The organism is Bacillus sp. 196mf, from assembly GCF_003217275.1.
In the GTDB taxonomy this organism is placed as follows: domain Bacteria; phylum Bacillota; class Bacilli; order Bacillales; family Bacillaceae_G; genus Bacillus_A; species Bacillus_A thuringiensis_S.
In genome coordinates this window covers 189,033-211,977 of sequence record NZ_QJTG01000002.1, presented here as the reverse complement: position 1 = coordinate 211,977, position 22,945 = coordinate 189,033, and the positions used below count along the sequence as shown (strand labels likewise).

The following is a 22,945-nucleotide window of genomic DNA, read 5'->3' as shown; positions in this document are numbered from 1 at the left end:
AACATTCCCTACTCGTTTTTTAGCGCAAATTTTAAGTTTTCTATTTTATTTTTTAATACATACTAATTTCATTTCTGTCATTTCTTCTATTGCATATTTAATTCCTTCGCGCCCCGTGCCACTTTCTTTCACACCACCATAAGGCATATGATCTACTCTGAACGTTGGAATATCATTAATCATGACACCACCAACCTCTAGCTCATCAATTGCACGCATTGCTTTAAATAAATTATTTGTAAATACTCCTGCCTGTAAGCCGTAACGCGAATTATTTACTTGCTCAATCGCTTCATCAAATTCTTTAAATGTATTTACTGTCATGAGTGGACCGAATACTTCTTGGCACTGCACAGATACATGATCTGGAACATTTGTTAATACAGTTGGTTCAAAAATTCTTGCATCCCGCTTCTTACCACCGCATAAAACAGTTGCTCCTTCCTTAATTGCTTCTTGAACCCACATATCAATTCGCTCTACATCTTTTTTTGAAATTAAAGCTGATACATCCGTTTCCTCAAGCAGTGGATCACCAACAACAACTGATTCCATCGCTTTCTTTAGCTTCGAGAGAAATTCATGCATTTTCGTTTCATGTACAAAAACACGTTGTACGGAAATACAAACTTGCCCATTATTAACAAATGCTCCCCATTTTACACGTTCAATTATTTCATCTGTTAACTCTACATCTTCATCAATAATAACAGCAGCATTTGAGCCTAGTTCTAACGTAACTCGTTTTAGCCGAGCCTTTTGTTTTATTCCGATTCCAACTTTTGGACTTCCAGTAAAAGTAATAGAAGCAACGTAATCATTTTTGACGATTGCCTCACCAACCGTGACGCCAGGGCCAGAAATGATATTTAAAGCTCCATTTGGCAATCCTGCCTCTTCAAATAACTCAACTAATGCATAAGATGATAATGGCGTTTGATCAGCTGGCTTTAATACAACTGTATTTCCAGCAGCAATTGCTGGTCCAACTTTATGCGCTACTAAATTTAACGGGAAATTAAATGGTGTAATAGCCCCTATAACCCCAATCGGCTTTCGGATTGTATATGCAATACGCCCATCCGCACCAGGTGCGGCGTCTAATGGCAATGTCTCACCATATATACGCTTCGCTTCTTCAGCTGCAAATTTGTACGTTTGAACAGTACGATCTACTTCTCCCCTTGCAGCACGTATTGGTTTTGCAGCTTCTTTTGCAATAATCTCTGCAAATTCTTCTCTTCTTTCATCCATTTTTTGTGCAACTTTCTCTAAAATAGTCGCACGATCATATGCAGATAATTTATTCATTTTTATCATTGCATTTTTTGCAGCAGTAACAGCCTCTTTTACATCTTCTTCCGTTCCTTGTGCAATTTCCGCTAATGTTTCTTCAGAATATGGTGCGTATAATGGTTTATACGTGTTTACAGATTTCCAATTTCCGTTTATATATAAATGCTTTTTCATACTTCTTCTCCTTCCAAATATATGTATACAACAATACTTCACCTAGTGAAGGTTTCAACTTATGTCATTGTATCATAGCCCTTATCCCTCAAAAAACATTATGCTCAAAAAAACTCTGCTATATAGCAGAGTTTACGAGCTAATTTGCTCTTGTAACGAAATTTGTTTTTCATCTTCTAAAATAACAATCGATTCTACTATCTTTGTAACTTCTAATCTTTTTATATAATGTCCATCTAATTCTTTCACACAAAACTTATAATTTTCAATTTCAACGGAATCCTCTTCAGCAATCTCTATATTCTTCGTTAAAATCCAACCACCGATTGTATCAACACCATCATCATCAATCCCTAAACCAAATAACGTATTCACTTCACTAACAAGTACTTTTCCCTCTAGTATCGTCTTCGTTTCACTAACCTTTTGAATTTCTGGCTGCTCATCCGTATCAAACTCATCCTGAATATCTCCAACAATTTCTTCCAAAATATCTTCAACAGTAACAAGTCCAGATGTCCCACCATATTCATCTATCAATATAGCAATATGTGTTCTTTCTTTTTGCATTTTTAAAAACAAATCATGAATTGGAATAGAATCGATAACTAAAATAATTGGTCTCATATATTGCTCTACTGTCTTCTTATTAACAGCTTTATGTTGTACAAACTCAGTAAAAATATCTTTAAAATTCACAAAACCTATTACGTGGTCTTTGTCGCCATCAACAACTGGATACCTTGTATATTTTTCGCGAGACATTTTTTGCAAAGCTTCTTCAGCAGGCATTTCTTTACTTATAATATTCATTTCAGTTCGAGGTACCATTATTTCTTTTGCAATCCGATCATCAAATTCAAAAATTTTATTTACATATTTATATTCAGATTGATTAATCTCACCATTTTTATAACTTTCTGAAACTAACAACCGTAATTCTTCTTCTGAATGAACCTCATCATGCCCCTTCGGCGGTTTCAGCCCTAGCAGCTTCGTAATGATTCGAGCTGAACCATTTAATAGCCAAATGAATGGGAATGCAATACGATAAAAGAAAATTAACGGCTTAGAAACAAGCAAACTCACTTGTTCAGATTTTTGAATTGCAAATGTTTTTGGGGCCAATTCCCCTATTACAACATGTAAAAAAGTAATTAACAAAAATACTAAAGTTACAGCAAAAATGTCTGCTAGTTGAGTAGAGATATTCCAATTTGCAAAAAGCGTATCAAACATTTGCTTTAACGCAGGTTTACCAAACCACCCAATTCCTAAAGCTGTAACAGTAATTCCTAACTGACAAGCAGATAAATATTCGTCTAAGTTTGTAATGACTGTTTTGACCGATGTTGCACGATTATTTCCTTCTGCAATTAAATAGTCAATTCGTGAACTTCTCACCTTAACAATTGCAAATTCTGCTGCAACGAAAAATGCCGTTAAGGCAATTAAAACAATCACTATACTTATACTATATATGTCCAAATACTTTTCCTTACTTACATTGTAAGCAAGGAAGCCACCTCCTACTTAATTTTATTCAAGTGAAGTAAGCATTCTAATACTCTAACAAAATTCTACATTAGCAACCACCTTTTTATATATTATATGCATACATAAAAAAGATATTTATCATTATGATAATCTAATTCATTTACACTCGTCAAATTATTCTAAATGTTACGATAAAACATTTTTATTTAAACTAACTATTCTTCTCAACTCAATTTCGTGAAAAAACACTTTCTTTGCCGATTCCACACTTCTTTTGTCGCACTAGAAGGGAACTTACTTCATAGCTCGAAATCATTTAACAGGATATATATAGGAGGGATTATTTTGGAATATAAAACACCATTTATCGCAAAAAAATTAGGTGTTAGCCCAAAGGCTGTTGTCCGGATCGCGCAACAATTAAATCTTACGATAGAAAAAAACAAATATGGCCACTTTATTTTTACACAAGATGATGTCGATCAAATGTTAGAACACCATCTATTTCAAATAGAGCAGTCTCAAAATCCTCAACCTACTCAAAAGACTTCCTCAAATGAGGTTGAAGAATTAAAAACTCAAGTCAATACAATTGTTCAAAACATATCATCGAATGATTTTGAACAATTAGCTGATCAATTAAACACTATTACGAGAAGACTCGATCGAATGGAAGAACAAATGCAAGATAAGGCAAATGATGTCGTCACGTACCAACTTTTACAACACCGTCGTGAAATGGAGGAAATGTTAGAACGAATTCAAAAGTTAGAAGCTGCCCTAACGAAAGAAGAACCCATTTATATTACTCCTGATTCAAAACCAACATACGAACGAGAAAAGAAACCGAAGCGCCGCAAAATGATTTTTAGTATATTTGGATTATAATTTTTAGACCCTTATTAAAATAATAAGGGTCTTTTTTTATGAAGAGTTATATCTTATAAAAATATTATTCTCTTTATTATACATATTCACTTCGTTTTATTTCGTTAACATAATATTTTTACTGTATTCTGCAATTAATGCCTGTGCATGAGCATTCCCTTGAATCACATCGCGAAATTCTTTTAAAGAATACAAATGCGTAACCCCTTTTCGAGCATGAATTCTTACTGGTACACCTTGTAAAGTATCATGAAACTGAAATGGATTATCTATCGGTTCAATTGGAAAACCGAGTGTAAGTAAATACATATACATTCTTTTTGTTACTGCTGCAATGTACCATTCAGCTTTTGTTTCTAACGCATGTATAAATAAAATAGCTGTTAGCCTTTTGAAATGTCCTCTCCCACGAGACGTTTTCGAAATACTTAACTTGCCTATTTCATACACATTCTTCAAATCTTTTACTAAATCATTTTTAGAAAACGGATAGAAAAACTCAGAATTTGATTGTTCAGGTACCGTATACTTAATACATTCTACTGTACCAATAGGATGTTCATCTTCTATTAATAAAAATCGTGATGGATTTAAATTACGTTCTACGAACATTAAGTTTCTTTCTTCACAAAAATCTCCCCATAGTTGCTCGAACCCAAAATGTTCTTCCTTTGTTTGAACACGCTGGAACATATTTAACCGCCTTTCCCATCGTCGCTCTGTTTTTGATAACGCTTTCACTATCTATCATATAAGAACAAATCTTCGTATGCAACTAAAAATATTTATTACTTATTATATTCTGCAAAATGAATTAGATTCCAATTTAATCGACTTTTATCCCGCGCTCACATTCCTTTTAATAACACATTTGTATCACTTTTCAAATCTAACTTACAATATGTTTCTTTCCATACAGCATATAATTCTTCTTAATCTAAAAAAATCCTTTATGAAAAAGGATTTCTTTTACTTCTCAATGCTTTTTAACCACTTTTCAAAAATTTGTACCATCCCATGTTTTCCAGCTAATTTCTCTTCCCCTTGTTTCGTCTTATATGGATATAACTGCAAGAAAACACCGCATCCAGACTCAATTTTTTTACTATGCATATGGCTTCCTGGATATACACAAATGACTTCATAAATTGACCTTCGATAATAGACTCGCTTTCCATCCTGTTCTTCTACATACTTTATAGACCAATACTTATACATTTGCTCAGTTGCTTTCGTATTTCCGACGTGCTGAAAAATATTGTACATTGGACTATACTTCACTTCAATAATAATAGAAGATTTATATACGTATTTCCCATCTTCTTTTACAAAACAGTCTAAGCGAATATCTGGCTTCTTCGTATCCTCACCATTGTAAAAATTACTCCCTTTACTTAATGCAATAAGGGGATGTGTTTCAATTAAGTCATTAAATGCGACATGCACCTTTAAATCATCTCGTCGTAAAACTACTGTCGTTCCATCTTGTAATCCATCTACATAAAAATGTTCTTGTATTTGTTCACGAATGGAATTTCTAGCCTCAAAACCAATTTGCTCTAAAATTGAAATAACGATAAAAAAAGCGTAATATTCATACACTAAAAACGTTGGCTTATAAACAAATAATAACGATGGAGATTGATCCGTATATTGCGGGAGTACTTCTAAATGATGTAGTAATTGTTGATGTGGTATCGGTAAATCATGTAAGTTCATGTTACTTGTTTCAGTAACTTCCCTCCAAAACGAGGAGTGCATTAACATTTGAAAGTATTGTACATTTTCATGAACAATGTGCGCCAATATTTTATATTCTTGTATTTTCATTGAGCTCTTTCGTAAATCGGCTTCTTTTAGTAAATGTATATTTTTATATTTTTGCTTCTCTCTATCGGTTACTGATCCATTACGCTCAATTGTTTGTATAATTGTTTTTACGGCTTGAAACTCTTCTGATTTTTTCTTTTTTTCTCTTTCTAATATTTCAATTGTTTGACGTAAAAAACTTTTAGCTTCAATTAAATAATGATAAAATTGCATCGATTTATATTTAAGAAATGCATTTTCCTTACTATTTTTTTGTTCCATAAACTTACGATTATAATGTTTTGCATAAGGTTTTCTTTCTGCCACTATGGTTCCTTTTCTTGTTGGCTTTCTCTCTTTTCCTTCCCATTTATATGCATTTATAAATTTTGAGCTTGATTCTATTTTCTTAAAGATTTGCTTTATCATCTTCATTTTTTGGGGTAACTTTCTAAGCAACACTAAATAAGAAGAATCCTCAATATCGCTAAGTGCAGAGAAAGTCTTTTTATAATAACCTCTATCCAAAATCAACTCATTTAAAATTGACTTCACATAGTCTTGAATCATTTCAAATTGATCATCAAAAAAGTTTTTCGGTACGATTTGAAAAGCACCATAATACGTTGTATCTTCTATACGCACTTCAAAATGGTATAAACCACAGCGCCATGGATAAAAGAATTCTGTTTTCCCATGTTCATATATTAATACTCTTTGTTTTTTTTCATTTATTTCATATTGAGCCTCTTTTATATTTTTCTGTCCCTCATATACTTTATTCCATATAAAAGTAATATTCATTGGGATTTCATAATTGTACTGCAATCTAATCGGTTTTAATTCTTGTACTTTATAAATGCATTGAACTAATGCTGTAGTAGATGTACAAAGACGATTTAATAAAATATAATCTCCTTTTCCCTCATTTCCAATGATTAACTTTAATACAAAAGGGAGCGTTTCATTCGTATCAACGATTTTTGTTTCGTAACGCCCTTCATTTTGCATATCCATACAGCTCCAGTTCCCTACGTTTTTCTCGTATATATGATAAAGAGTGTTCAAATGTAGATACTCTGTTTGCAAGTGCAGATTGCAAAAGAGGTACTAAGGTCGCTCCCCTTTTTGCTTCTTCAGAAAGTAAAGAACCAACCATCATTTCGGTCCCTCTGATTTTCGTCAATACACGCTGCTTTATTTGTAAATCAAACCCTTCTTCTCTACTGATCATATAGGTATGGTTATTTTGGAACGGTATATTTTGCAAATAAGTCGCAATTGCGTTTGCACATCGGAAAGAAATTCCCTTAGACGCATCATGTGATGACAATACGACATGCAACTTATCTAATAGCTCTAATTCTTCTTCAGAAAACACTTCAATCATCGCTTTATTTCTCATCCAATTTATCCGAAATTCTCCCGCTGTTACTTTCAAAGGTGGGTGTAATACGACTTTCCCCAGTTCCATGCCCATCTCACAAAACGGAATTTTTTGTAACGTTATTAAGTTCGTTCGGTCTAATAATCGATCGGAGAGCTCTTTCGTTGTTTCATCAAAATTCACAGTACCTACAAATATAATATTTTCTCCAATTTCAATTGTTGATGGAATTGAATTCTCAATGTCCTGAACACCCTCATACAAGTTTAAAATACGATTTTTTGTTTCAAGTTGAAGAACAGATAAAAATGGAGTAAACCAATGCTCAATATGTGACATGTTCATTTCATCAAAAACGATAATATACAGTTGATTGGGATTTTCTTTCGCCTTCATTAACGTCCTAACTAACTTCGTTTCACTTTCAATAAAAGTACCATTTGGATGAAGGTAACCAAGTAAATCATGTGGTTCTTGATACGATGGTGAAATTGGAATCCAAACCAATTCTTCCCCATACTGTAATCCTAATGCTTCTGCATAAGTTTGCACAAAACGTGATTTCCCAACGCCCGGTATACCACCAAGAATCGTTAACATATTTGTTTTTACACTTATATGGAAATTATAAATATCCGTTGCATCCAAATATAGCCCTTTATTATGCACCATACTTTGTACATACTGTAAAAAGGACGATTCACGCTCATCCCATTCCCATTCATCTTTTTGCACTTTTATATCCTCTACTTCAACTAGCTTACCTTCTTCATGCATTCGTTTTTTTAATTGCTCATACACATGATCACTTACAAAATATAATTGATCTTCTACCGCTATTTCTACATACTTCGTCCAGTCACTGCAGTTTATATATTTACATTCACGTTTCTGTTCAAAATATGCGATTGAGCTAATTGATGACTTTAAGGATATGTTTCCATACAGTCTTCCATCGTGCCACAATAATTCGGGAGGCTCAAAGTCCTTCGGAAATTTAGGCATTAGGAATGATAAATAACCGTTGCTAAGTTTTCGTTCTAAAGATTCTCTTTTTTTATTATTTGTAACTTTAGGTGCCGGAATCATTTTATAGCTGCTTGCTATTTCTTTCGGTTCTTCTGTACATATTAACTCCACGTATACATTTCCTCTTTCATAATAAAGACGAAACATCACTAATTGCTTTTCTAGTTTTCTTTTCTTTAATTCCAAAAAGATTTTTTCATTCTTTTTATTACTACATAACCCCTCAAATACATATGGTTCATTTGCAAATTGTTCCTGTAAAGTGAATGGTATTGGCGATAAGCATTGTACAAAGAAATTCTCTCCACTCTTCTCTTTTTCAGCTTTTGTAAATTTCCCTAAAAATCTCATATAGTACATTCGTTTTATAAAACTTGGCTGAAGAGCTTTATGTAATTTCACCTTAGTCACCTTCTTTTTTCATACTATTCTTAGTGTATGAAAGAAACGAAAAACTAGAAATAAAAAACCTGACGTTATCCGCCAGGTTCAAAATTAAAACGTATATTAATGAGAAGGAAATGCTTTTTTCTCTTGTAAAATTGCATTATGAGCAATTTTCATTTTAGCAAGTACGTAACGTAATCGATCTTCAGCGTTTTCATCTTTACTTTTTTGCAATTCCGCCAAATTTTCAACAGAACTTGCTAAATTCTCAATGACTCCTCTCAGCTCAGGATGATGATTAAAAAAAGATTCTTGCACTAATACTTTCCTTAACTCACTAGCTAAATCAATTATTCTAGACAACTGTTCTTTTTCTTCCATTCTCATCCCTCCTGAATATCTTATGTAGTAAATATTCTCTAAACAAAGAAAAAAGCCCTTTAAATGAAAAGGACTTTTTACATTTTTATATTTCCAGTTAATAACATATACAGTGATGTGATAGCCGCAATAATAATTGCCCACATCACATATTTCTCTGCACCTGCAAAGCAACGGTTCCCTTGTTCTTTTCTTGCAAACGTGTAAACAATAATTCCAATTCCATATACAATTGAAACGAGTAGTAAATTCTTTAAACCAGCTGCATAAAGAAGCCATACAGAGTAAATAGAAGCAATTAAAGCTAACGCTCCATTTTTTAATTTAGCGTCTTTTAGCTCGTTTGTAATGACTAATTTAAATTGGAATAACGCTGATAATAAATATGGTAATAAAATTGATGTTGATGCAATGAAATACATAATTTGATATGTTGATTCTGAAAACAGAACGATGATAAATATAATTTGGGCAACACCATTTGAAATCCATAATGCCATGTGCGGTGTTTGCTTTTTATTTGTTTTCGTAAAGACTTTCGGAAATACGCCATCTTTTCCGGCTACATGAGAAATTTCAGAAACAAGTAAAAACCAGCCAATTAATGTACCGACAAGTGAAGCAACTAACCCAATGTTAATCGCAACTGCACCCCATGGACCAACAACATGCTCTAATACATGTCCCATTGACGGAGTTTCTAGCACAGAAAGTTCGCTTCTTGTCATCGCTCCCATTGACAGAACAGAAATTAAAATATATATGGACATTACTAAAATAAGTCCCATTACTGTTGCCTTACCAACATCTCGGCTATTCTTCGCTCTTCCGGATAATACAACCGCTCCTTCAACTCCAATGAAAACCCAAAGTGTTACAAGCATTGTATTTTTCACTTGACCAAGTATAGCGGAAAGTGAGAAGGTTCCTTCTCCCCAAAAGTCATGTGTAAATGTGTCCCAGCGAAAGGCTGTTACCATTACAACAATAAATAAAACGATTGGAACTAACTTCCCTATTGTTGCGATAACATTCATAATAGAAGCTTCACGGATTCCAAATAAAATTAGAAAATGAAGTGTCCATAATAAAAGTGATGCCCCAACGATAGATGCAACATTATTTCCTCCTTTGAAAATTGGAAAGAAATAACCTAATGTACTAAACAGTAACATAATTGTTGCGACATTACCTAAGATTCCTGCTAGCCAATATCCCCAAGCACTATTAAATCCAATATATTCACCGAAACCAGCACGTGCATAACTATAAATTCCACCTTCAAGTTCCGGTTTTTGTCTTGCTAACGTTTGATATACGAGCGCAAGTGGAATCATTCCCATCGCTGTAATACACCAGCCAATTATTATTGCACCACTGTTTGCTCCTACTGCTAAATCATGCGGTAAACTAAAAACACCGCCACCAACCATTGTTCCAACTACTAATGCGATTAACGGAAAAAATCCTAACTTCTTTTCTATTTGTACCACCCCATCTGTCATTCTAGGTGTTATGTTCGTTCAACTATTAAAGTCACCTTTTTCTCTAATAGACGTTTCTCTTATATTTTTTCAGGAAAACATTACTTATTCTAAAAGAAAATGAACAAAAATGGAATACTTTTTTGAAAAAATGTATAAGTATGCACAAAAAAACCGCTCATTTTGTAATGAACGGTCATTTCAAACATATAAATTTGTATATTTCTTGTAAATTTAACGAAGTAAATTCTCTTTTTCTAAAAATTGTTTTGCGACTTCTTCACTACTTTTACCATTTACGTTAACTTCATAATTCATTTTTCGCATTTCTCCATCTGTAATCTTTCCAGATAATTTATTTAATACCTTTTCAAGTTCAGGATATTTCTGTAACGTTTCTTTTCTTAATAATGGTGCTCCTTGATAAGGTGGGAATAACCCTTTATCATCTTTTAGCACTTTCAGTCCGTATTGCTCCAATTCACTATCTGTTGAATATGCATCAATTACGTTAACATCTCCAGATTGAATTGCGCTATAACGCAGCTTCGGCTCCATCGTTTTAACATTCGAGAACTTATAGTTATATAATTTTTGCATTCCTTTATAACCATCTTCACGATCAGCAAATTCCAATGTAAACCCTACTTTGGCTTCCTGCGCAACATTCCCTAAATCAGAAATTGTATTTATATTCTTTTGATCTGCTATTTTTTTCGGCATGGCTAGTGCATATGTATTGTTATACTCCATTGGCTTCAACATAACCATATTATATTTCTTTTCCATTCCAATGCGAGCCTGATCATATACTTCATCACGATTTGTGCTCTTTGGTTCTTCTTTCACGAAAGTAGATAAAGCTGTTCCTGAAAATTCTGGGTATATATCTACTTCCCCGGATTTCAACGCTTCAAATACAAATACTGTTTTTCCAAGACCTGGTTTTAATTGTACGTTTAAATCGGTATCTTGTTCAATAAGCTGCTTATACATTTGAATTAAAATTTCAGGTTCTGATCCAAGTTTGCCCGCAATAACAATATCTTTCTTTTCTGTACTCCAAAGAAATGGAGAAGCAATCATTACTACAACTATACATATCGTCAATATAACACGCTTAGAAGAGCGTTTCGGTCGTTCAAGTATGCGAAGTACTATATCAAAGAATAAAGCGAGTAACGCGGCTGGTACGGCCCCTAAAATGATAAGTGCATGATCATTTCGATCTATGCCTAATAATATAAGCTTACCGAGCCCACCAGCACCAATGAGAGCTGCTAATGTAGCCGTTCCAACAATTAATACCATCGCTGTACGAATACCTGCCATAATGATAGGCAATGCAAGAGGAAGCTCTACCTTCCACAGCCTTCTCCAACTATTCATCCCCATAGCTCTCGCGGCTTCTATTAGTGATTCATCTAATTCCCTTATTCCTGTATATGTATTTCGTAAAATAGGTAATAGTGCATACACAACTAATGCAATAATCGCTGGAAGTTTTCCGATTCCTACTAACGGAATTAATAGTCCGAGTAATGCAAGTGATGGCACTGTCTGCATTACTGCAGAAGTTCCTATTATAAATTCAGCCATTCGTTCTTTTCTTGTTAATAAAATGCCAAGTGGCACCGCTATAATTACTGCAAAAAATAATGAAATAAGCGATATTTGTAAATGCTCACTTAATGCAGTTAGTAATTCTATTTTTCGTTCTTGGAACGTTTGTATAAAATTAGTCACTGTTTAGCCTCTTTCCTTCATTTGTTCAACAATGTAATTGACGATATGACGACTTGTTAACGCTCCAATATATTGACCGTTTTCTTCAACTGGAACGATTTCCTCATCACGCACACGAACTAACGCTTCTTGTAAAGAAGAATGTAATGATAGTGCCTGCCCTTCTAATTGCACACTTTGATCAAGTGGCAATACATCTGCTACACTTTTCTCCTCATACCAAGTTCGTCCACGATTTCCAATGAACTCCTCTACAAATTCATTTTTCGGATTATGTATAATTCCTTCTGGTGTATCTAGTTGAACAACTTTTCCTTCTTTCATAATACAAATGCGATCTCCAAGTGATAATGCTTCTTGCATATCATGTGTTACGAACACGATTGTTTTTTGAATCTTTTTTTGCAACTGTACAATATCCTTCTGAAGCTGTTCCCTACTTAATGGATCTAACGCACTAAATGGTTCATCCATAAGAACGATTTTCGGGTTTGCGGCTAATGCTCGCACGACACCGACACGTTGTTTTTGTCCTCCTGACAATTCATCAGGCATACGATCTCGATATATATCCGGATCTAATCCAACCATATGTAACAAGTCATCGACGCGTGCTTTTATTTCCTTTTTGCTCCATTGCCTCATTTCTGGAACAACTGCAATATTTTCAGCGATTGTCATATGAGGAAACAAAGCGATTTGCTGCAACACGTATCCTATATCCCAACGTAATTCGTTTATATTATATTGTTGAATATCTTTTCCATCGATTAAAATCGATCCTTCAGTCGTTTCGATTAAACGATTAATCATCTTCATTGTCGTTGTTTTCCCGCAACCACTCGGACCGATGAGAACGAAAAATTCTCCCTTTTTAATTTCTAAATGCAATGAATCCACTGCTTTCGTGCCATCTTCATACGATTTTGACACATGATTAAATTGAATCACAAACACAACTCCTTTACTGTTGTTTCCTTTATTTTGATGGAAGATGGCATTCATTTCAAATGATACGCTTTTAAATTAAAAAAGAGCTCGCATTTGAGCTCTAACGGTCGAACAATATTGTTTTCATAATAGCAGCATATTCGCGAACATACATTTTTCTCTTAGAACGAATTGGTGTTTCAGCAGCTAGCGCCTCCATCTTCATACCTAAACGCTTTGCAATTATTTTCGTTCGATATAAATGATATGTATTACTTACAACTACCGCATGTTTCACATTATATAAATCCATACTAAATTTTAAGTTTTCATACGTATTTGTAGATTGATCTTCTATTAAAATACGACTCTCATCTATACCGTGTACCATTAAATAATTTCTCATGCTATGAGCTTCCGGTATATCTTCATCTTCTCCTTGACCACCTGAAACAATTACTTTCGCTTCAGGATGGGAAAATAAATACTCCAACGCTACATCCAAACGATTTTGAAGAGATAAAGACGGTCTATCCCCAAATAACTTTGCACCCAGTATAAGAACGTACGGAGAGTGATAGCTCAACTTTTCACGAGCAACTTTGTTCATTCGAAACGTCATATAAATGATGTATAGTGGCGGTAATAATAAAATCATAAGAAAGATCCATTTGTTCATAAATAAGTATTCACTCCCTTTCTTGTTATTATATAGAAAAAGAAAGGGAGGCAGAAGTGTTTTTTCAAACGATTGATTTATTAGAAACATGCGCCGCTACTTTACGTTGTGATAGTACATAATAAATAGCGATTCCTAATGAGAAGATCAATATGCAGCTTAATACGTAAAACGGCAGCATGACTCCGACTTTAGATACACCCGCTGTAAACAACATTAATAATAAAATTCGTATTCCAGTACCAATTAGGCGAAATAAGCTGTCTACACGTCCCATTACTTCATTTGGAATTTCCTCCATCATCAATACATTTCTCGCCACTCTTGTACCCGCATTTCCAACTGCATGAAAAATTGCAAGTCCATATAAGAAAATTACGGAAGGTTCAATACTCATTGCGGTAATTGAAATTACATAAATGAACATCGTCATAACGATTGAAACTTCTGTTTTGACATATTTCATTATGAGTGGAATACAGATTCCTGCAACAACCGCTCCGACACCGTACATCGTGCCCTCTATTGCGTATACAGAGGCATTGGCTTTGAGTATATCCGAAATATACACGGGTATTAAATAATTTGCCATCATGACACCTATAAACGGCATATAAGTAGCCAGTAAGAACCAAAAGAGCTTAGGACGTTTTTTCATAAAGTGAATTCCTTCAAACAATTGCTTCTTAAATGTTATTTTTCTTTTCACTTCTTTTTTCTTTACGTACGGTATACATAAGAAAAGAAAAAATGCTCCAGCAAAAGTTAACATGTCTACTAACAAAATCCACTTCAAAGATACAATTTCAATTAAGAAGCTCGCGGCCGCTCCAGAAATAACTTGTGTTAACTGTCCTTGTATTTCCATCGTTCCACTTAAACTTTTATAATGTTCCGCTTGAAATATCTCTTGGTTGAACGCAAATATTGTAGGATAAAATAATAAATAGTAGAATGATCCGGCTATATAAATAAGAATATAGTGAATAGAATGATAAGGTTGCCCCGCAAATCCCCATATAACCATTATTCCAATTACGGCAATTCCGATTCCTTCGTTACATAGCAATAAAGATTTTCTTGAAAAACGATCAATACTTTGCCCAATGAATGGTGTTAATAAAAACATAATGAGGGTTGCAATGATAGAAACATAACCAAATGTTGTCTCTCCTCCACTCTCTTTAATTAACAGCCACGGAATCGTTATCATAACAATTCCGGAACCAATAGCAGATAGACTATTGGCCCCTAGAATGTAATACAAGCGAGAATCATGATAAAGTGAGGACATATCACTCCACTCCTAGTTGCTTTTTCACCTCTTTATATACGCTCATATATGCTTTTAATTCTTTAACTACATCATGAATTAATGGTTTGGCATCTTCCCCAAGTTCACCATCTTGCACATGTAATCCATCAAGCACAACTTGTTTTGGAATGGCATTTGCATAAACACCTCTAGCGACCGTTCGCATGCTGTTTAATGCATTTATTCCACCTTTACCTCCACCAGCAACCGCTAACAACGCAACTGGTTTATGAATAAATTCACTACTACTTAAGTAATCTAAAGAGTTTTTCAGCGCACCGCTCATCGCATTATGATATTCTGGTGTACATAATACAACCCCATCCGCAGCTTTCACTAACGTTTTCAATTTTTTTACTGCCTCTAAATCACGTTGTGACTCTTCTCCATTGTATAAAGGTAACTCCTCAATTGCTAAATCATATAATTCCCCTTCAAATTGATCCGCAATATATTTTGCCACCACGCGAGTTCTACCAAATTTTCTTGGTGTACCGTTAATAACGACTAGTTTCATGATTATTTCTCCCCTTTGTTTTCAAGTTCTACTTATATATTATCAGAAATTTCTATACAAAACACAATATAAAGAGTTAACTTGTTTCATAAAATAGTATGATAAACAAAAAAGAACTCATACTTTCGTATGAGTTTCGCACAATTACTTCGTTTCATCTCTGAGACTCAATGTACCTAAACTTTCATTTGCTTCAAAATGATTATATGCTTTTCCCGCTAATTTTTTCCGTTCTTCTGGTAATTCTATATATTTCATTACGTTTTCAATTATTTTTTCGTACGGAGTAAATACAATTCCCGGCCACTCTACCTCATCTTCTGGATTACTATTTTCAGAAATAATAAATTTCTTATTTGCGACTGCATAAGACACGCGAGGTGTTTCAAGAATTCCTGATAAGTAAAAATGAATATTTAATATAATTTTAGCTCTAGCAATCAATTCATTTCTAACAATTCCCCACGCATTATTTTTAAAAACTATATTTAAATTTGGGACAATCGCTTTTAGATGATCAAAAATAGCTTGCCGCCTCGGATTAAGAGCACCTATAAACAGAATATCAATATCTTCAGTAATGTCATCTTCAAATGCATCTTTTTTTATTTCCAAAGTTGGAGCATAGTTCATTTTTACATGTTTTATTTCTTTTCCTACCCCTTTTTGTTTTAGCCATTCTATATTTTGTTTACTATAATCCCAAATCACTCTATCTTTTAATAATATTAAATAAAGGGGGTGCGCATATGGACTTCCTTCGTATAGCTGTTCTAAATTATAAATAATTGCATCTTTCGGAAGAAGATTCGGGTTATATGCGTATGTATGTGCTCCAAAAACAACTGTATTCTTTACATTTTCTAGTATTGTTTCTGATATAATTACTGTATTTCCCTCCTGCTCCAACCGCCACTTTAAAGCTCGCGCAACATCTATGAAACTACCGTATGTCTTTGGGCATATAAAAAGACAATAATCATATTCTTTATTCAAATAAGCTTCCATTAATTTTAAATTATTTTTATATAAATCTACATCCGGATGTTTAAGCACTAACTCATTTGCATGTTTTCTTGCTACTTTATATAATCCAGCATAATAAGCAGCGATGCATCTTCTTAATTCGATTCTTTCACGATGTTCATCTAATACATCCATGTTTAAAAGAAGATTTGCGATACAATACGCTTTTAAATGATCACGGTCATAATAATAGTCTAGTAGTGGCATCAATTCTTCATACGTATTTCCATGCACCGATTCTCCTAGTTCAATCGCCCATCGCATTAATTCCATGATTACTCCACTACTCCTTTAACCGAAAATGTATTTAATAAAATTTCGCATTATTCTCTACTACATTTGCTATATGAAATGGAATCTCTTCTTTAATCGATTCCAAATACTTTTGCGACACGGCCCCTAAATGTTTTTTATGAGGTATATAGAAAGCACTAATAGAAATTTCATAGTCAAATAAGTAATCATACACATGATAATCTACAAATAAAAGATCATCCTTTGGAAAAGGAATTTCCTTGCCTTGCAGAGCATACATCAAAGCAATATTGTTTTGAGATCGTAATCGATACAACCTTGCAAGTTGGTATAATGGTTCAGCCCGAGTTGGTCTATATTCCCACGCTTTTTGAAAATAAAAAACAGCTAATGCTAAATATTTCTCTTCTTGCCCTTTAACAGTTTCTTTTTCATCAGCATCTGTCACTTCATTTTGTTTATTTGCTGAACGATTTGCTAACTGCTCATAACAAAATCCTATTCGCAATAACGAATAGAATACCTCTTCAACCCACCCCCCTGCTTCCACTCGTTTTTTATACCATTTAATCGAATCTTCAAATTGACTTAAATGAAAATAAGTTTGGGCTAAATAAAATAAATATCTTATATGCAAATCTGGCGTTGTTTCTGGGTCGTTTATTCCTTGTAACAACAACCTCTCATCTCTTTCAAATTTATCAGCTTTACTCCCGCCATCTCCGGGATCATTCACGACAAGAGTCTCTAACCGATCTACCCTCGTATTGTAATTCGCTCCAACTTTTGAGCGATCTATATCCCAATACTCATGAGTAACACCGACAGATTTCCATGGTAAAGAAGCTTTTAATAGACGTGTAAGCCAATATTTAATATGAACATCATATTGCAATGTAAGATAATGATCTTCCGTTAAGCTCGTTTTATCGAAATTCGGATCAACCTCTAAAATCATATCCGCATCTAATATTAATAAATAATCCGCTTCTGGATATGTTTTTTGCGCTAATGAAACTGCTAAGCTTCTGTTATAACCAAAGTTTTTAAACGGCTCATGATGAACTGTCCCAGGTATCTCATTTTCCTTACACCAATTTTCTATAATTTCAGGCGTATTATCCGTCGATCCAGTATCACAAATAGAAACATAATCTACAATTGATTTTGTTGCATTTAAACATCTTTCCATAATTCTAGACTCATTTTTGACAATCATACAAAGACATAACTTTTTTTCTTCCTTTACAGACTTCACTTGCTCATTTCCCATTTAACCACCTCATATTTTATTAACACGCTCTTCTCATATGTAACAACATTTTTTAGCTATACTGATGACATAAGCACCCTTTTACTATTTATGAAAACTTCATTTTATTTATTCTTACTTTTATGTTGGGACATATTTCATGCTTCGCTTTATATTTGATACAATCAATACAAAAAAACATAATACGGGAATCCGTACATTTCAAAGTCTAAGAGGAGGTTATGTTTTGTTGGATTACATTTGGCTAGATGACAAATCACCAATTTTAGAACAACTACCAAGTAATTTTAAATCTGCAGCTATATTGCTACATCCATTTGTCCAAATGCCTTTAGGATGGGAAAAGTCTGTGAGAAAAAGACCATATGAGCACATCTATCCTAGCGCTGAAGAAATCATTCACAATGGGAAATCCGTTTCTTGGAAGGAAATGATGTCTTGTAGTGGATTACATTCATACGCAGACCTAGCAATGGCCATGTTGACTTCCATTAGTGCCTTTTCAGAAGAATATAAAAGAGAGGATTTAGCTGAAAAGCTACATTCAAACTTAAAAAAAGATCTTTATTATCCAACAGAAGATTATACGTCTATATTTTTATTACACAAATTACTTAAACTCCTCGGTTCTAAAGGTGCAAAAAATCTATATTTCTCTGAACCAATTCTTGATACAAACGGATTATTACAGGTAAATAATACTACTCCATTAGATATTTGGGACATTAGCAATAATGAGTTAATTATTACTGGGGAAGACAATGAGTATGCGTTTATGAGTATATACGATTCCTTTACAACCTTATTATTAGCTAAAGAAGAAAATATAGAATATATTGTTCAATCAATGAATGTTGAAGCTGTCATTTGTGACAAAAAAACGATGATTGATTGGTATTTTTAAATTAGTAATTTCTTAAACTATAAAAAAGAAACTTGCGCTTATGCACAAGTTTCTTTTCAAAAACATCCTTATTTTTTTACAACTTCATGTCCACCGAACTGATTACGTAGTGCTGAAACTACTTTTCCATGGAATGTATCATCTTCCTGAGAACGATAGCGCATAAATAATGACATCGCGATTACTGGTGCCGCTGCTTGTAACTCAAGCGCAGTTTCAACAGTCCATTTCCCTTCTCCTGAAGAGTTCATTACACCTTTAATGCCATCAAGTTTAGGATCATCTGCAAATGCTTTTTCAGTTAAGTCCATTAACCAACCGCGGATTACTGATCCGTTCGCCCATACTTTTGCAACATCTTCATAATTGAAATCAAAGTCACTCTTATCTAGTACTTCAAATCCTTCAGCAATTGCTTGCATCATGCCGTATTCAATACCGTTATGAACCATTTTTAAGAAATGACCACTACCAACGCGGCCAGCATAAGAATAGCCATTTTCTACTGCTAAATCTTTAAATAAAGGTTCTAATTGGTCGTAAATTTCTTTTTCTCCACCAACCATTAAACAAGCACCGTATCTAGCTCCTTCTACACCGCCAGATGTACCGATATCTACATAATGTAATCCGAAGCTTTTTGCTTCTTCAGCACGGCGTAACGTATCTTTATAGAATGAATTTCCACCTTCAATAACGATATCACCTTCATCTAATAACGGATACACATCTTTTAATACTGACTCTACAACTTCTCCTGCAGGCACCATTACCCAGATCGTACGAGGAGCTTCTAATTCAGCGATCATTTCTTTTAATGTATGACGTGCAGTAATTCCTAGTTTTCCTGCCTTTTCTACAAGCTCTTTATTTACATCGTATACAACTACTTCATGCTTGTCTTCATGTAAGTGTTCAGCTAATGGGAATCCCATTTTTCCTAATCCAATTAATCCTAGTTTCATATTAATCAATCTCCTATTCTATACAAATATATTTAATATCGAAATTAGCCCAAGTGCTACTACAGATAATATAGTCTCCATTGCAGTCCATGTTAATAACGTTTCTTTCACAGTCATTCCGAAATACTCTTTAATCATCCAAAATCCTGAATCATTCACGTGTGATAAAATTAATGACCCTGCACCTGTTGCAAGTGCTAATAATTCAACATTTACACCTGGTGTACTTGCTGCAATCGGCGCAACAATACCAGCTGCTGTCATCATAGAAACAGTTGCCGATCCTGTCGCAACTCGGATAAGTGCAGCAATTCCCCATCCAAGTAATATTGGTGAAATATGTGATTCTTTCGCCATTTCAGCAATTGTAGTACCAATTCCAGAATCTAATAATACTTTATTAAATGCGCCACCTGCACCAATTACTAACAATATGTTTGCAATTGGTCCAAGGCAATCATTTGTAAATTGTAATACTTTATCTTTAGAAAATCCTTTTGCATAACCAAGGCTAAAGAAAGAATAAATCGTTGCAATTAATAAAGCGACTATTGGATCTCCAATAAAGTGTAACACTTGTGCAAGTTGACTCGTTTTATTTAATGCTACTTCAGCAATGGATGCACCAAGCATAAGAAATACTGGAAGTAAAATAGTAAACAATGTATTTCCGAAGCTAGGAAGTTCTTTCTTCTTATCTTTTTCAACAAATTGCTCCGCTATATCTAATGGTACTTCCTTATGTATACGAGCACCAATCCATTTCCCGTAAAGTGGACCTGAAATAATTGCAGTTGGAAGTCCGACAATTAACGCATATAAAATTGTCTTCCCTACATCTGCTTTAAAAATACCAACTGCCGCCATTGCCGCTGGATGCGGTGGAACAAGTCCGTGTACGACTGACAGTCCTGCTACTAGCGGAATACCGATTGTAATAAGTGATACCCCAGTTTCTAACGCAATTGTAAATACTAACGGAATTAATAGGACAAATCCAACTTGGAAAAATACCGGAATCCCTACTAAAAATGCAACGAACATCATCGCCCAGTGAACTCGTTTCTTCCCAAAACGATTAATTAATGTGTTAGCGATACGTTCAGCACCGCCAGATTCGGCCATCATTTTTCCAAGCATCGTTCCTAGTGCTAAAACTATCGCTAAAAAGCCTAACGTATTACCAAGCCCTAGTTTAATAGAATCAATAATCCCTGGATCTTTTGGTGAAGTTCCAATTAAAGGCATTCCCATTGCTAAACCTACACCAATTGCTGTTAAAATTAATGCGACAAATGGATGCCATTTTACTACCGTAATAAGTAAAAGTAGTATGACAACTGCCGCTAGTACGATCCCAACTACCATTTCTCCCAATCCCCCTATTGTTTACGTTGGAAAGCAGCTATACAATCAAATTCTTCTTTCAAGCGATTGTAAAGTCGTTCATACATATAAAACATTTCTAAATATATAGCCGTATTTTCTTTATTCGGTACATGATGATGGACAATATCAATCCAATCCTTTACCTCTTCAAGAGAATCAATTTTTCCTACAGCATATAAAGCAACTGCCGCTGCCCCAAGCGCAGATGCTTCATGACTTTCAGGTACAAACAATTCTTTTCCCATCATATCGGACAACATTTGTCTCCAAAATGAAGATTTTGCAAACCCTCCTGAAACTCGTATTTCAGTAAGTGGCCCTGTACAATCCCTGATTGCGAGTGCTACTGAATATACACTCATACAAACACCTTCCATCACTGCACGTATAAAATGTTCTCGTTTATGTTGAAGATTGATTCCAAAGAATGTACCACGAGCGTTGGCATTCCAGTAAGGTGCGCGTTCTCCAGATAAGAAAGGTAAAAACAATAGCCCATCCGCTCCAGCTGGTACGCTTTCTGCATATTTAATTAATAAATCATAAGGATCAATGCCGAGCTTTCTTGCTACTTCTTGCTCTGGACTACCAAATTCATCACGTAACCATCTCAGTAATATTCCGCCGTTATTCGTTGGACCACCGATTACCCAGTGCTCATCTGTTAATGCGTAACAAAACGTTCTCCCTTTCTCATCTGTATTTATATTTGATGAGATTGTTCGAACCGCACCACTCGTTCCAATCGTAATTGCAGCCGCACCCGGTGATATCGCACCAACTCCTACATTTGCAAGAACCCCATCACTTGCTCCGATGACAATTGGTGTTTCTGCACTTATCCCCATCTTCTGTGCTAATTCTGGCTTCATACCTGATAAAATATATGTAGTGGGTACAGGGGTTGATAATTGTTCTGGTGACATATGTAACATAGTCAAAACATCTTCATCCCAGTTTAATGTTTCTAAATTAAATAACCCTGTAGCAGAAGCAATCGAATAATCAACTACGTAGCGTGAAAATAATTGGTAAATCACATACTCTTTAATGGAAATAAATTTATAGGCACTTGTATATAACTCTGGTTCCTCTTCTTTCATCCATAACAATTTAGAAAGTGGTGACATCGGATGAATCGGTGTACCTGTACGTCTATAAATTTCATGCCCATTCATTTGTTGTAATAATTTTTCTGATTGCTTCGTACTTCGATTATCTGCCCAAATGATAGAACGCGTTAATGGCGCACCATTTTCATCTACTGCAATTAATGCGTGCATAGCTGTACTAATACCGATTGAAGAAATATCTTCTGGTAATACATTACCTTTTTCAATGGCAACGCTTACACTTTTGTATACAGCGGCACATATTACATCAGGATCTTGCTCAGCCCATCCTACATTCGGTTGAATAATTGGGTAATCGATTGCATGTGATGCAATGACTTTTCCTTTTTCTGTGAACACAACCGTTTTTGTACTTGTGGTACCGATATCAATCCCGATTACTCTCCCCCTTGTTTCCATGCGAATCTTCCCTTCATTTCTAGCAAAATACGATTTAGTAAACCGTTTACATGAATTAGTATATAAAATATTTTTTCATTTA

19 protein-coding genes are annotated in these 22,945 nt (G+C 34.4%); 2 read left to right on the top strand and 17 right to left on the bottom strand.

Features of this window, described 5'->3' with window-relative positions:
• Nucleotides 1-45 precede the first annotated feature (45 nt).
• Complete coding sequence (locus ATL10_RS05320) at nucleotides 46-1,470, bottom strand: aldehyde dehydrogenase family protein (protein ID WP_000716481.1); 1,425 nt, start codon at nucleotides 1,468-1,470, stop codon at nucleotides 46-48.
• Nucleotides 1,471-1,602: 132 nt separating this feature from the next.
• On the bottom strand, nucleotides 1,603-2,958 hold the full coding sequence (locus ATL10_RS05315; RefSeq protein WP_000356253.1) for a hemolysin family protein: 1,356 nt from the start codon (nucleotides 2,956-2,958) through the stop codon (nucleotides 1,603-1,605).
• A gap of 354 nt (nucleotides 2,959-3,312) precedes the next feature.
• On the opposite strand from ATL10_RS05315, the gene racA reads away from it, so the two are divergent.
• The gene (gene racA, locus ATL10_RS05310) at nucleotides 3,313-3,855 is read left to right on the top strand and encodes a chromosome-anchoring protein RacA (RefSeq protein WP_000456013.1); all 543 of its coding nucleotides are present in this window, start codon (nucleotides 3,313-3,315) and stop codon (nucleotides 3,853-3,855) included.
• A gap of 96 nt (nucleotides 3,856-3,951) precedes the next feature.
• Here the strand turns inward: racA and ATL10_RS05305 are convergent, their stop codons facing one another.
• From ATL10_RS05305 to ATL10_RS05250, 12 genes are all read right to left on the bottom strand, one after another.
• Entirely contained in the window at nucleotides 3,952-4,548 is a 597-nt protein-coding gene (locus ATL10_RS05305; RefSeq protein ID WP_000487795.1) for a hypothetical protein, read from the bottom strand.
• A gap of 276 nt (nucleotides 4,549-4,824) precedes the next feature.
• Entirely contained in the window at nucleotides 4,825-6,675 is a 1,851-nt protein-coding gene (locus tag ATL10_RS05300) for a hypothetical protein (protein WP_100910583.1), read from the bottom strand.
• Nucleotides 6,665-8,482 (bottom strand): AAA family ATPase, encoded by a 1,818-nt coding sequence (locus ATL10_RS05295; RefSeq protein ID WP_142669934.1) that lies wholly within the window; start codon nucleotides 8,480-8,482, stop codon nucleotides 6,665-6,667. The genes ATL10_RS05300 and ATL10_RS05295 overlap by 11 nt, the downstream gene beginning before the upstream one ends.
• Nucleotides 8,483-8,587: 105 nt before the next feature.
• Nucleotides 8,588-8,848, bottom strand: a complete 261-nt coding sequence (locus ATL10_RS05290; protein WP_000391447.1) for a hypothetical protein — start codon at nucleotides 8,846-8,848, stop codon at nucleotides 8,588-8,590.
• Nucleotides 8,849-8,925: 77 nt separating this feature from the next.
• Nucleotides 8,926-10,353 (bottom strand): basic amino acid/polyamine antiporter, encoded by a 1,428-nt coding sequence (locus tag ATL10_RS05285; protein ID WP_000129441.1) that lies wholly within the window; start codon nucleotides 10,351-10,353, stop codon nucleotides 8,926-8,928.
• A gap of 213 nt (nucleotides 10,354-10,566) precedes the next feature.
• Nucleotides 10,567-12,078: an ABC transporter permease/substrate-binding protein gene (locus ATL10_RS05280; RefSeq protein WP_100910294.1), complete on the bottom strand. Its 1,512-nt coding sequence runs from the start codon at nucleotides 12,076-12,078 to the stop codon at nucleotides 10,567-10,569.
• Nucleotides 12,079-12,081: 3 nt separating this feature from the next.
• Nucleotides 12,082-13,029, bottom strand: a complete 948-nt coding sequence (locus ATL10_RS05275) for an ABC transporter ATP-binding protein (protein ID WP_000614076.1) — start codon at nucleotides 13,027-13,029, stop codon at nucleotides 12,082-12,084.
• Nucleotides 13,030-13,129: 100 nt separating this feature from the next.
• Nucleotides 13,130-13,687, bottom strand: a complete 558-nt coding sequence (locus ATL10_RS05270) for a YdcF family protein (RefSeq protein ID WP_001045718.1) — start codon at nucleotides 13,685-13,687, stop codon at nucleotides 13,130-13,132.
• Between the two features lie 64 nt (nucleotides 13,688-13,751).
• Entirely contained in the window at nucleotides 13,752-14,981 is a 1,230-nt protein-coding gene (locus ATL10_RS05265; protein WP_053564593.1) for an MFS transporter, read from the bottom strand.
• A 1-nt stretch (nucleotide 14,982) separates the two neighbouring features.
• Nucleotides 14,983-15,519, bottom strand: coding sequence for an NADPH-dependent FMN reductase (locus ATL10_RS05260; RefSeq protein WP_000780355.1), 537 nt, complete (start codon nucleotides 15,517-15,519; stop codon nucleotides 14,983-14,985).
• A 144-nt stretch (nucleotides 15,520-15,663) separates the two neighbouring features.
• Nucleotides 15,664-16,818: a CgeB family protein gene (locus ATL10_RS05255; protein WP_110496547.1), complete on the bottom strand. Its 1,155-nt coding sequence runs from the start codon at nucleotides 16,816-16,818 to the stop codon at nucleotides 15,664-15,666.
• A 34-nt stretch (nucleotides 16,819-16,852) separates the two neighbouring features.
• The gene (locus tag ATL10_RS05250) at nucleotides 16,853-18,073 is read right to left on the bottom strand and encodes a glycosyltransferase (protein ID WP_065228786.1); all 1,221 of its coding nucleotides are present in this window, start codon (nucleotides 18,071-18,073) and stop codon (nucleotides 16,853-16,855) included.
• Nucleotides 18,074-18,212: 139 nt separating this feature from the next.
• Here ATL10_RS05250 and ATL10_RS05245 point away from each other — a divergent pair, with 139 nt between their 5' ends.
• Entirely contained in the window at nucleotides 18,213-18,977 is a 765-nt protein-coding gene (locus tag ATL10_RS05245; RefSeq protein ID WP_100910296.1) for a DUF2711 domain-containing protein, read from the top strand.
• Nucleotides 18,978-19,045: 68 nt separating this feature from the next.
• Here the strand turns inward: ATL10_RS05245 and gnd are convergent, their stop codons facing one another.
• From gnd to gntK, 3 genes are read right to left on the bottom strand one after another with little or no spacing between them, the layout of a single operon-like run.
• Nucleotides 19,046-19,942, bottom strand: coding sequence for a phosphogluconate dehydrogenase (NAD(+)-dependent, decarboxylating) (gnd, locus tag ATL10_RS05240; protein WP_000765981.1), 897 nt, complete (start codon nucleotides 19,940-19,942; stop codon nucleotides 19,046-19,048).
• Nucleotides 19,943-19,960: 18 nt separating this feature from the next.
• Complete coding sequence (locus ATL10_RS05235; RefSeq protein WP_139213224.1) at nucleotides 19,961-21,310, bottom strand: GntP family permease; 1,350 nt, start codon at nucleotides 21,308-21,310, stop codon at nucleotides 19,961-19,963.
• Nucleotides 21,311-21,324: 14 nt separating this feature from the next.
• Nucleotides 21,325-22,863 carry a gluconokinase gene (gntK, locus tag ATL10_RS05230; RefSeq protein WP_097821713.1) on the bottom strand — a complete coding sequence of 513 codons (1,539 nt, stop codon included), beginning with the start codon at nucleotides 22,861-22,863 and terminating at the stop codon, nucleotides 21,325-21,327.
• Nucleotides 22,864-22,945 lie beyond the last annotated feature (82 nt).

What these genes read in the sequence shown, in the direction of transcription:
- ATL10_RS05320 (WP_000716481.1), bottom strand. Translation starts at nt 1,470, where the DNA reads ATGAAAAAGCATTTATATATAAACGGAAATTGGAAATCTGTAAACACG.
- ATL10_RS05285 (WP_000129441.1), bottom strand. Translation starts at nt 10,353, where the DNA reads ATGACAGATGGGGTGGTACAAATAGAAAAGAAGTTAGGATTTTTTCCG.
- ATL10_RS05270 (WP_001045718.1), bottom strand. Translation starts at nt 13,687, where the DNA reads ATGAACAAATGGATCTTTCTTATGATTTTATTATTACCGCCACTATAC.
- ATL10_RS05260 (WP_000780355.1), bottom strand. Translation starts at nt 15,519, where the DNA reads ATGAAACTAGTCGTTATTAACGGTACACCAAGAAAATTTGGTAGAACT.
- gnd (WP_000765981.1), bottom strand. Translation starts at nt 19,942, where the DNA reads ATGAAACTAGGATTAATTGGATTAGGAAAAATGGGATTCCCATTAGCT.
- ATL10_RS05300 (WP_100910583.1), bottom strand. Translation starts at nt 6,675, where the DNA reads ATGCAAAATGAAGGGCGTTACGAAACAAAAATCGTTGATACGAATGAA.
- ATL10_RS05250 (WP_065228786.1), bottom strand. Translation starts at nt 18,073, where the DNA reads ATGGGAAATGAGCAAGTGAAGTCTGTAAAGGAAGAAAAAAAGTTATGT.
- ATL10_RS05255 (WP_110496547.1), bottom strand. Translation starts at nt 16,818, where the DNA reads ATGGAATTAATGCGATGGGCGATTGAACTAGGAGAATCGGTGCATGGA.
- gntK (WP_097821713.1), bottom strand. Translation starts at nt 22,863, where the DNA reads ATGGAAACAAGGGGGAGAGTAATCGGGATTGATATCGGTACCACAAGT.
- ATL10_RS05235 (WP_139213224.1), bottom strand. Translation starts at nt 21,310, where the DNA reads ATGGTAGTTGGGATCGTACTAGCGGCAGTTGTCATACTACTTTTACTT.
- ATL10_RS05305 (WP_000487795.1), bottom strand. Translation starts at nt 4,548, where the DNA reads ATGTTCCAGCGTGTTCAAACAAAGGAAGAACATTTTGGGTTCGAGCAA.
- ATL10_RS05245 (WP_100910296.1), top strand. Translation starts at nt 18,213, where the DNA reads ATGCTTCGCTTTATATTTGATACAATCAATACAAAAAAACATAATACG.
- ATL10_RS05290 (WP_000391447.1), bottom strand. Translation starts at nt 8,848, where the DNA reads ATGGAAGAAAAAGAACAGTTGTCTAGAATAATTGATTTAGCTAGTGAG.
- ATL10_RS05265 (WP_053564593.1), bottom strand. Translation starts at nt 14,981, where the DNA reads ATGTCCTCACTTTATCATGATTCTCGCTTGTATTACATTCTAGGGGCC.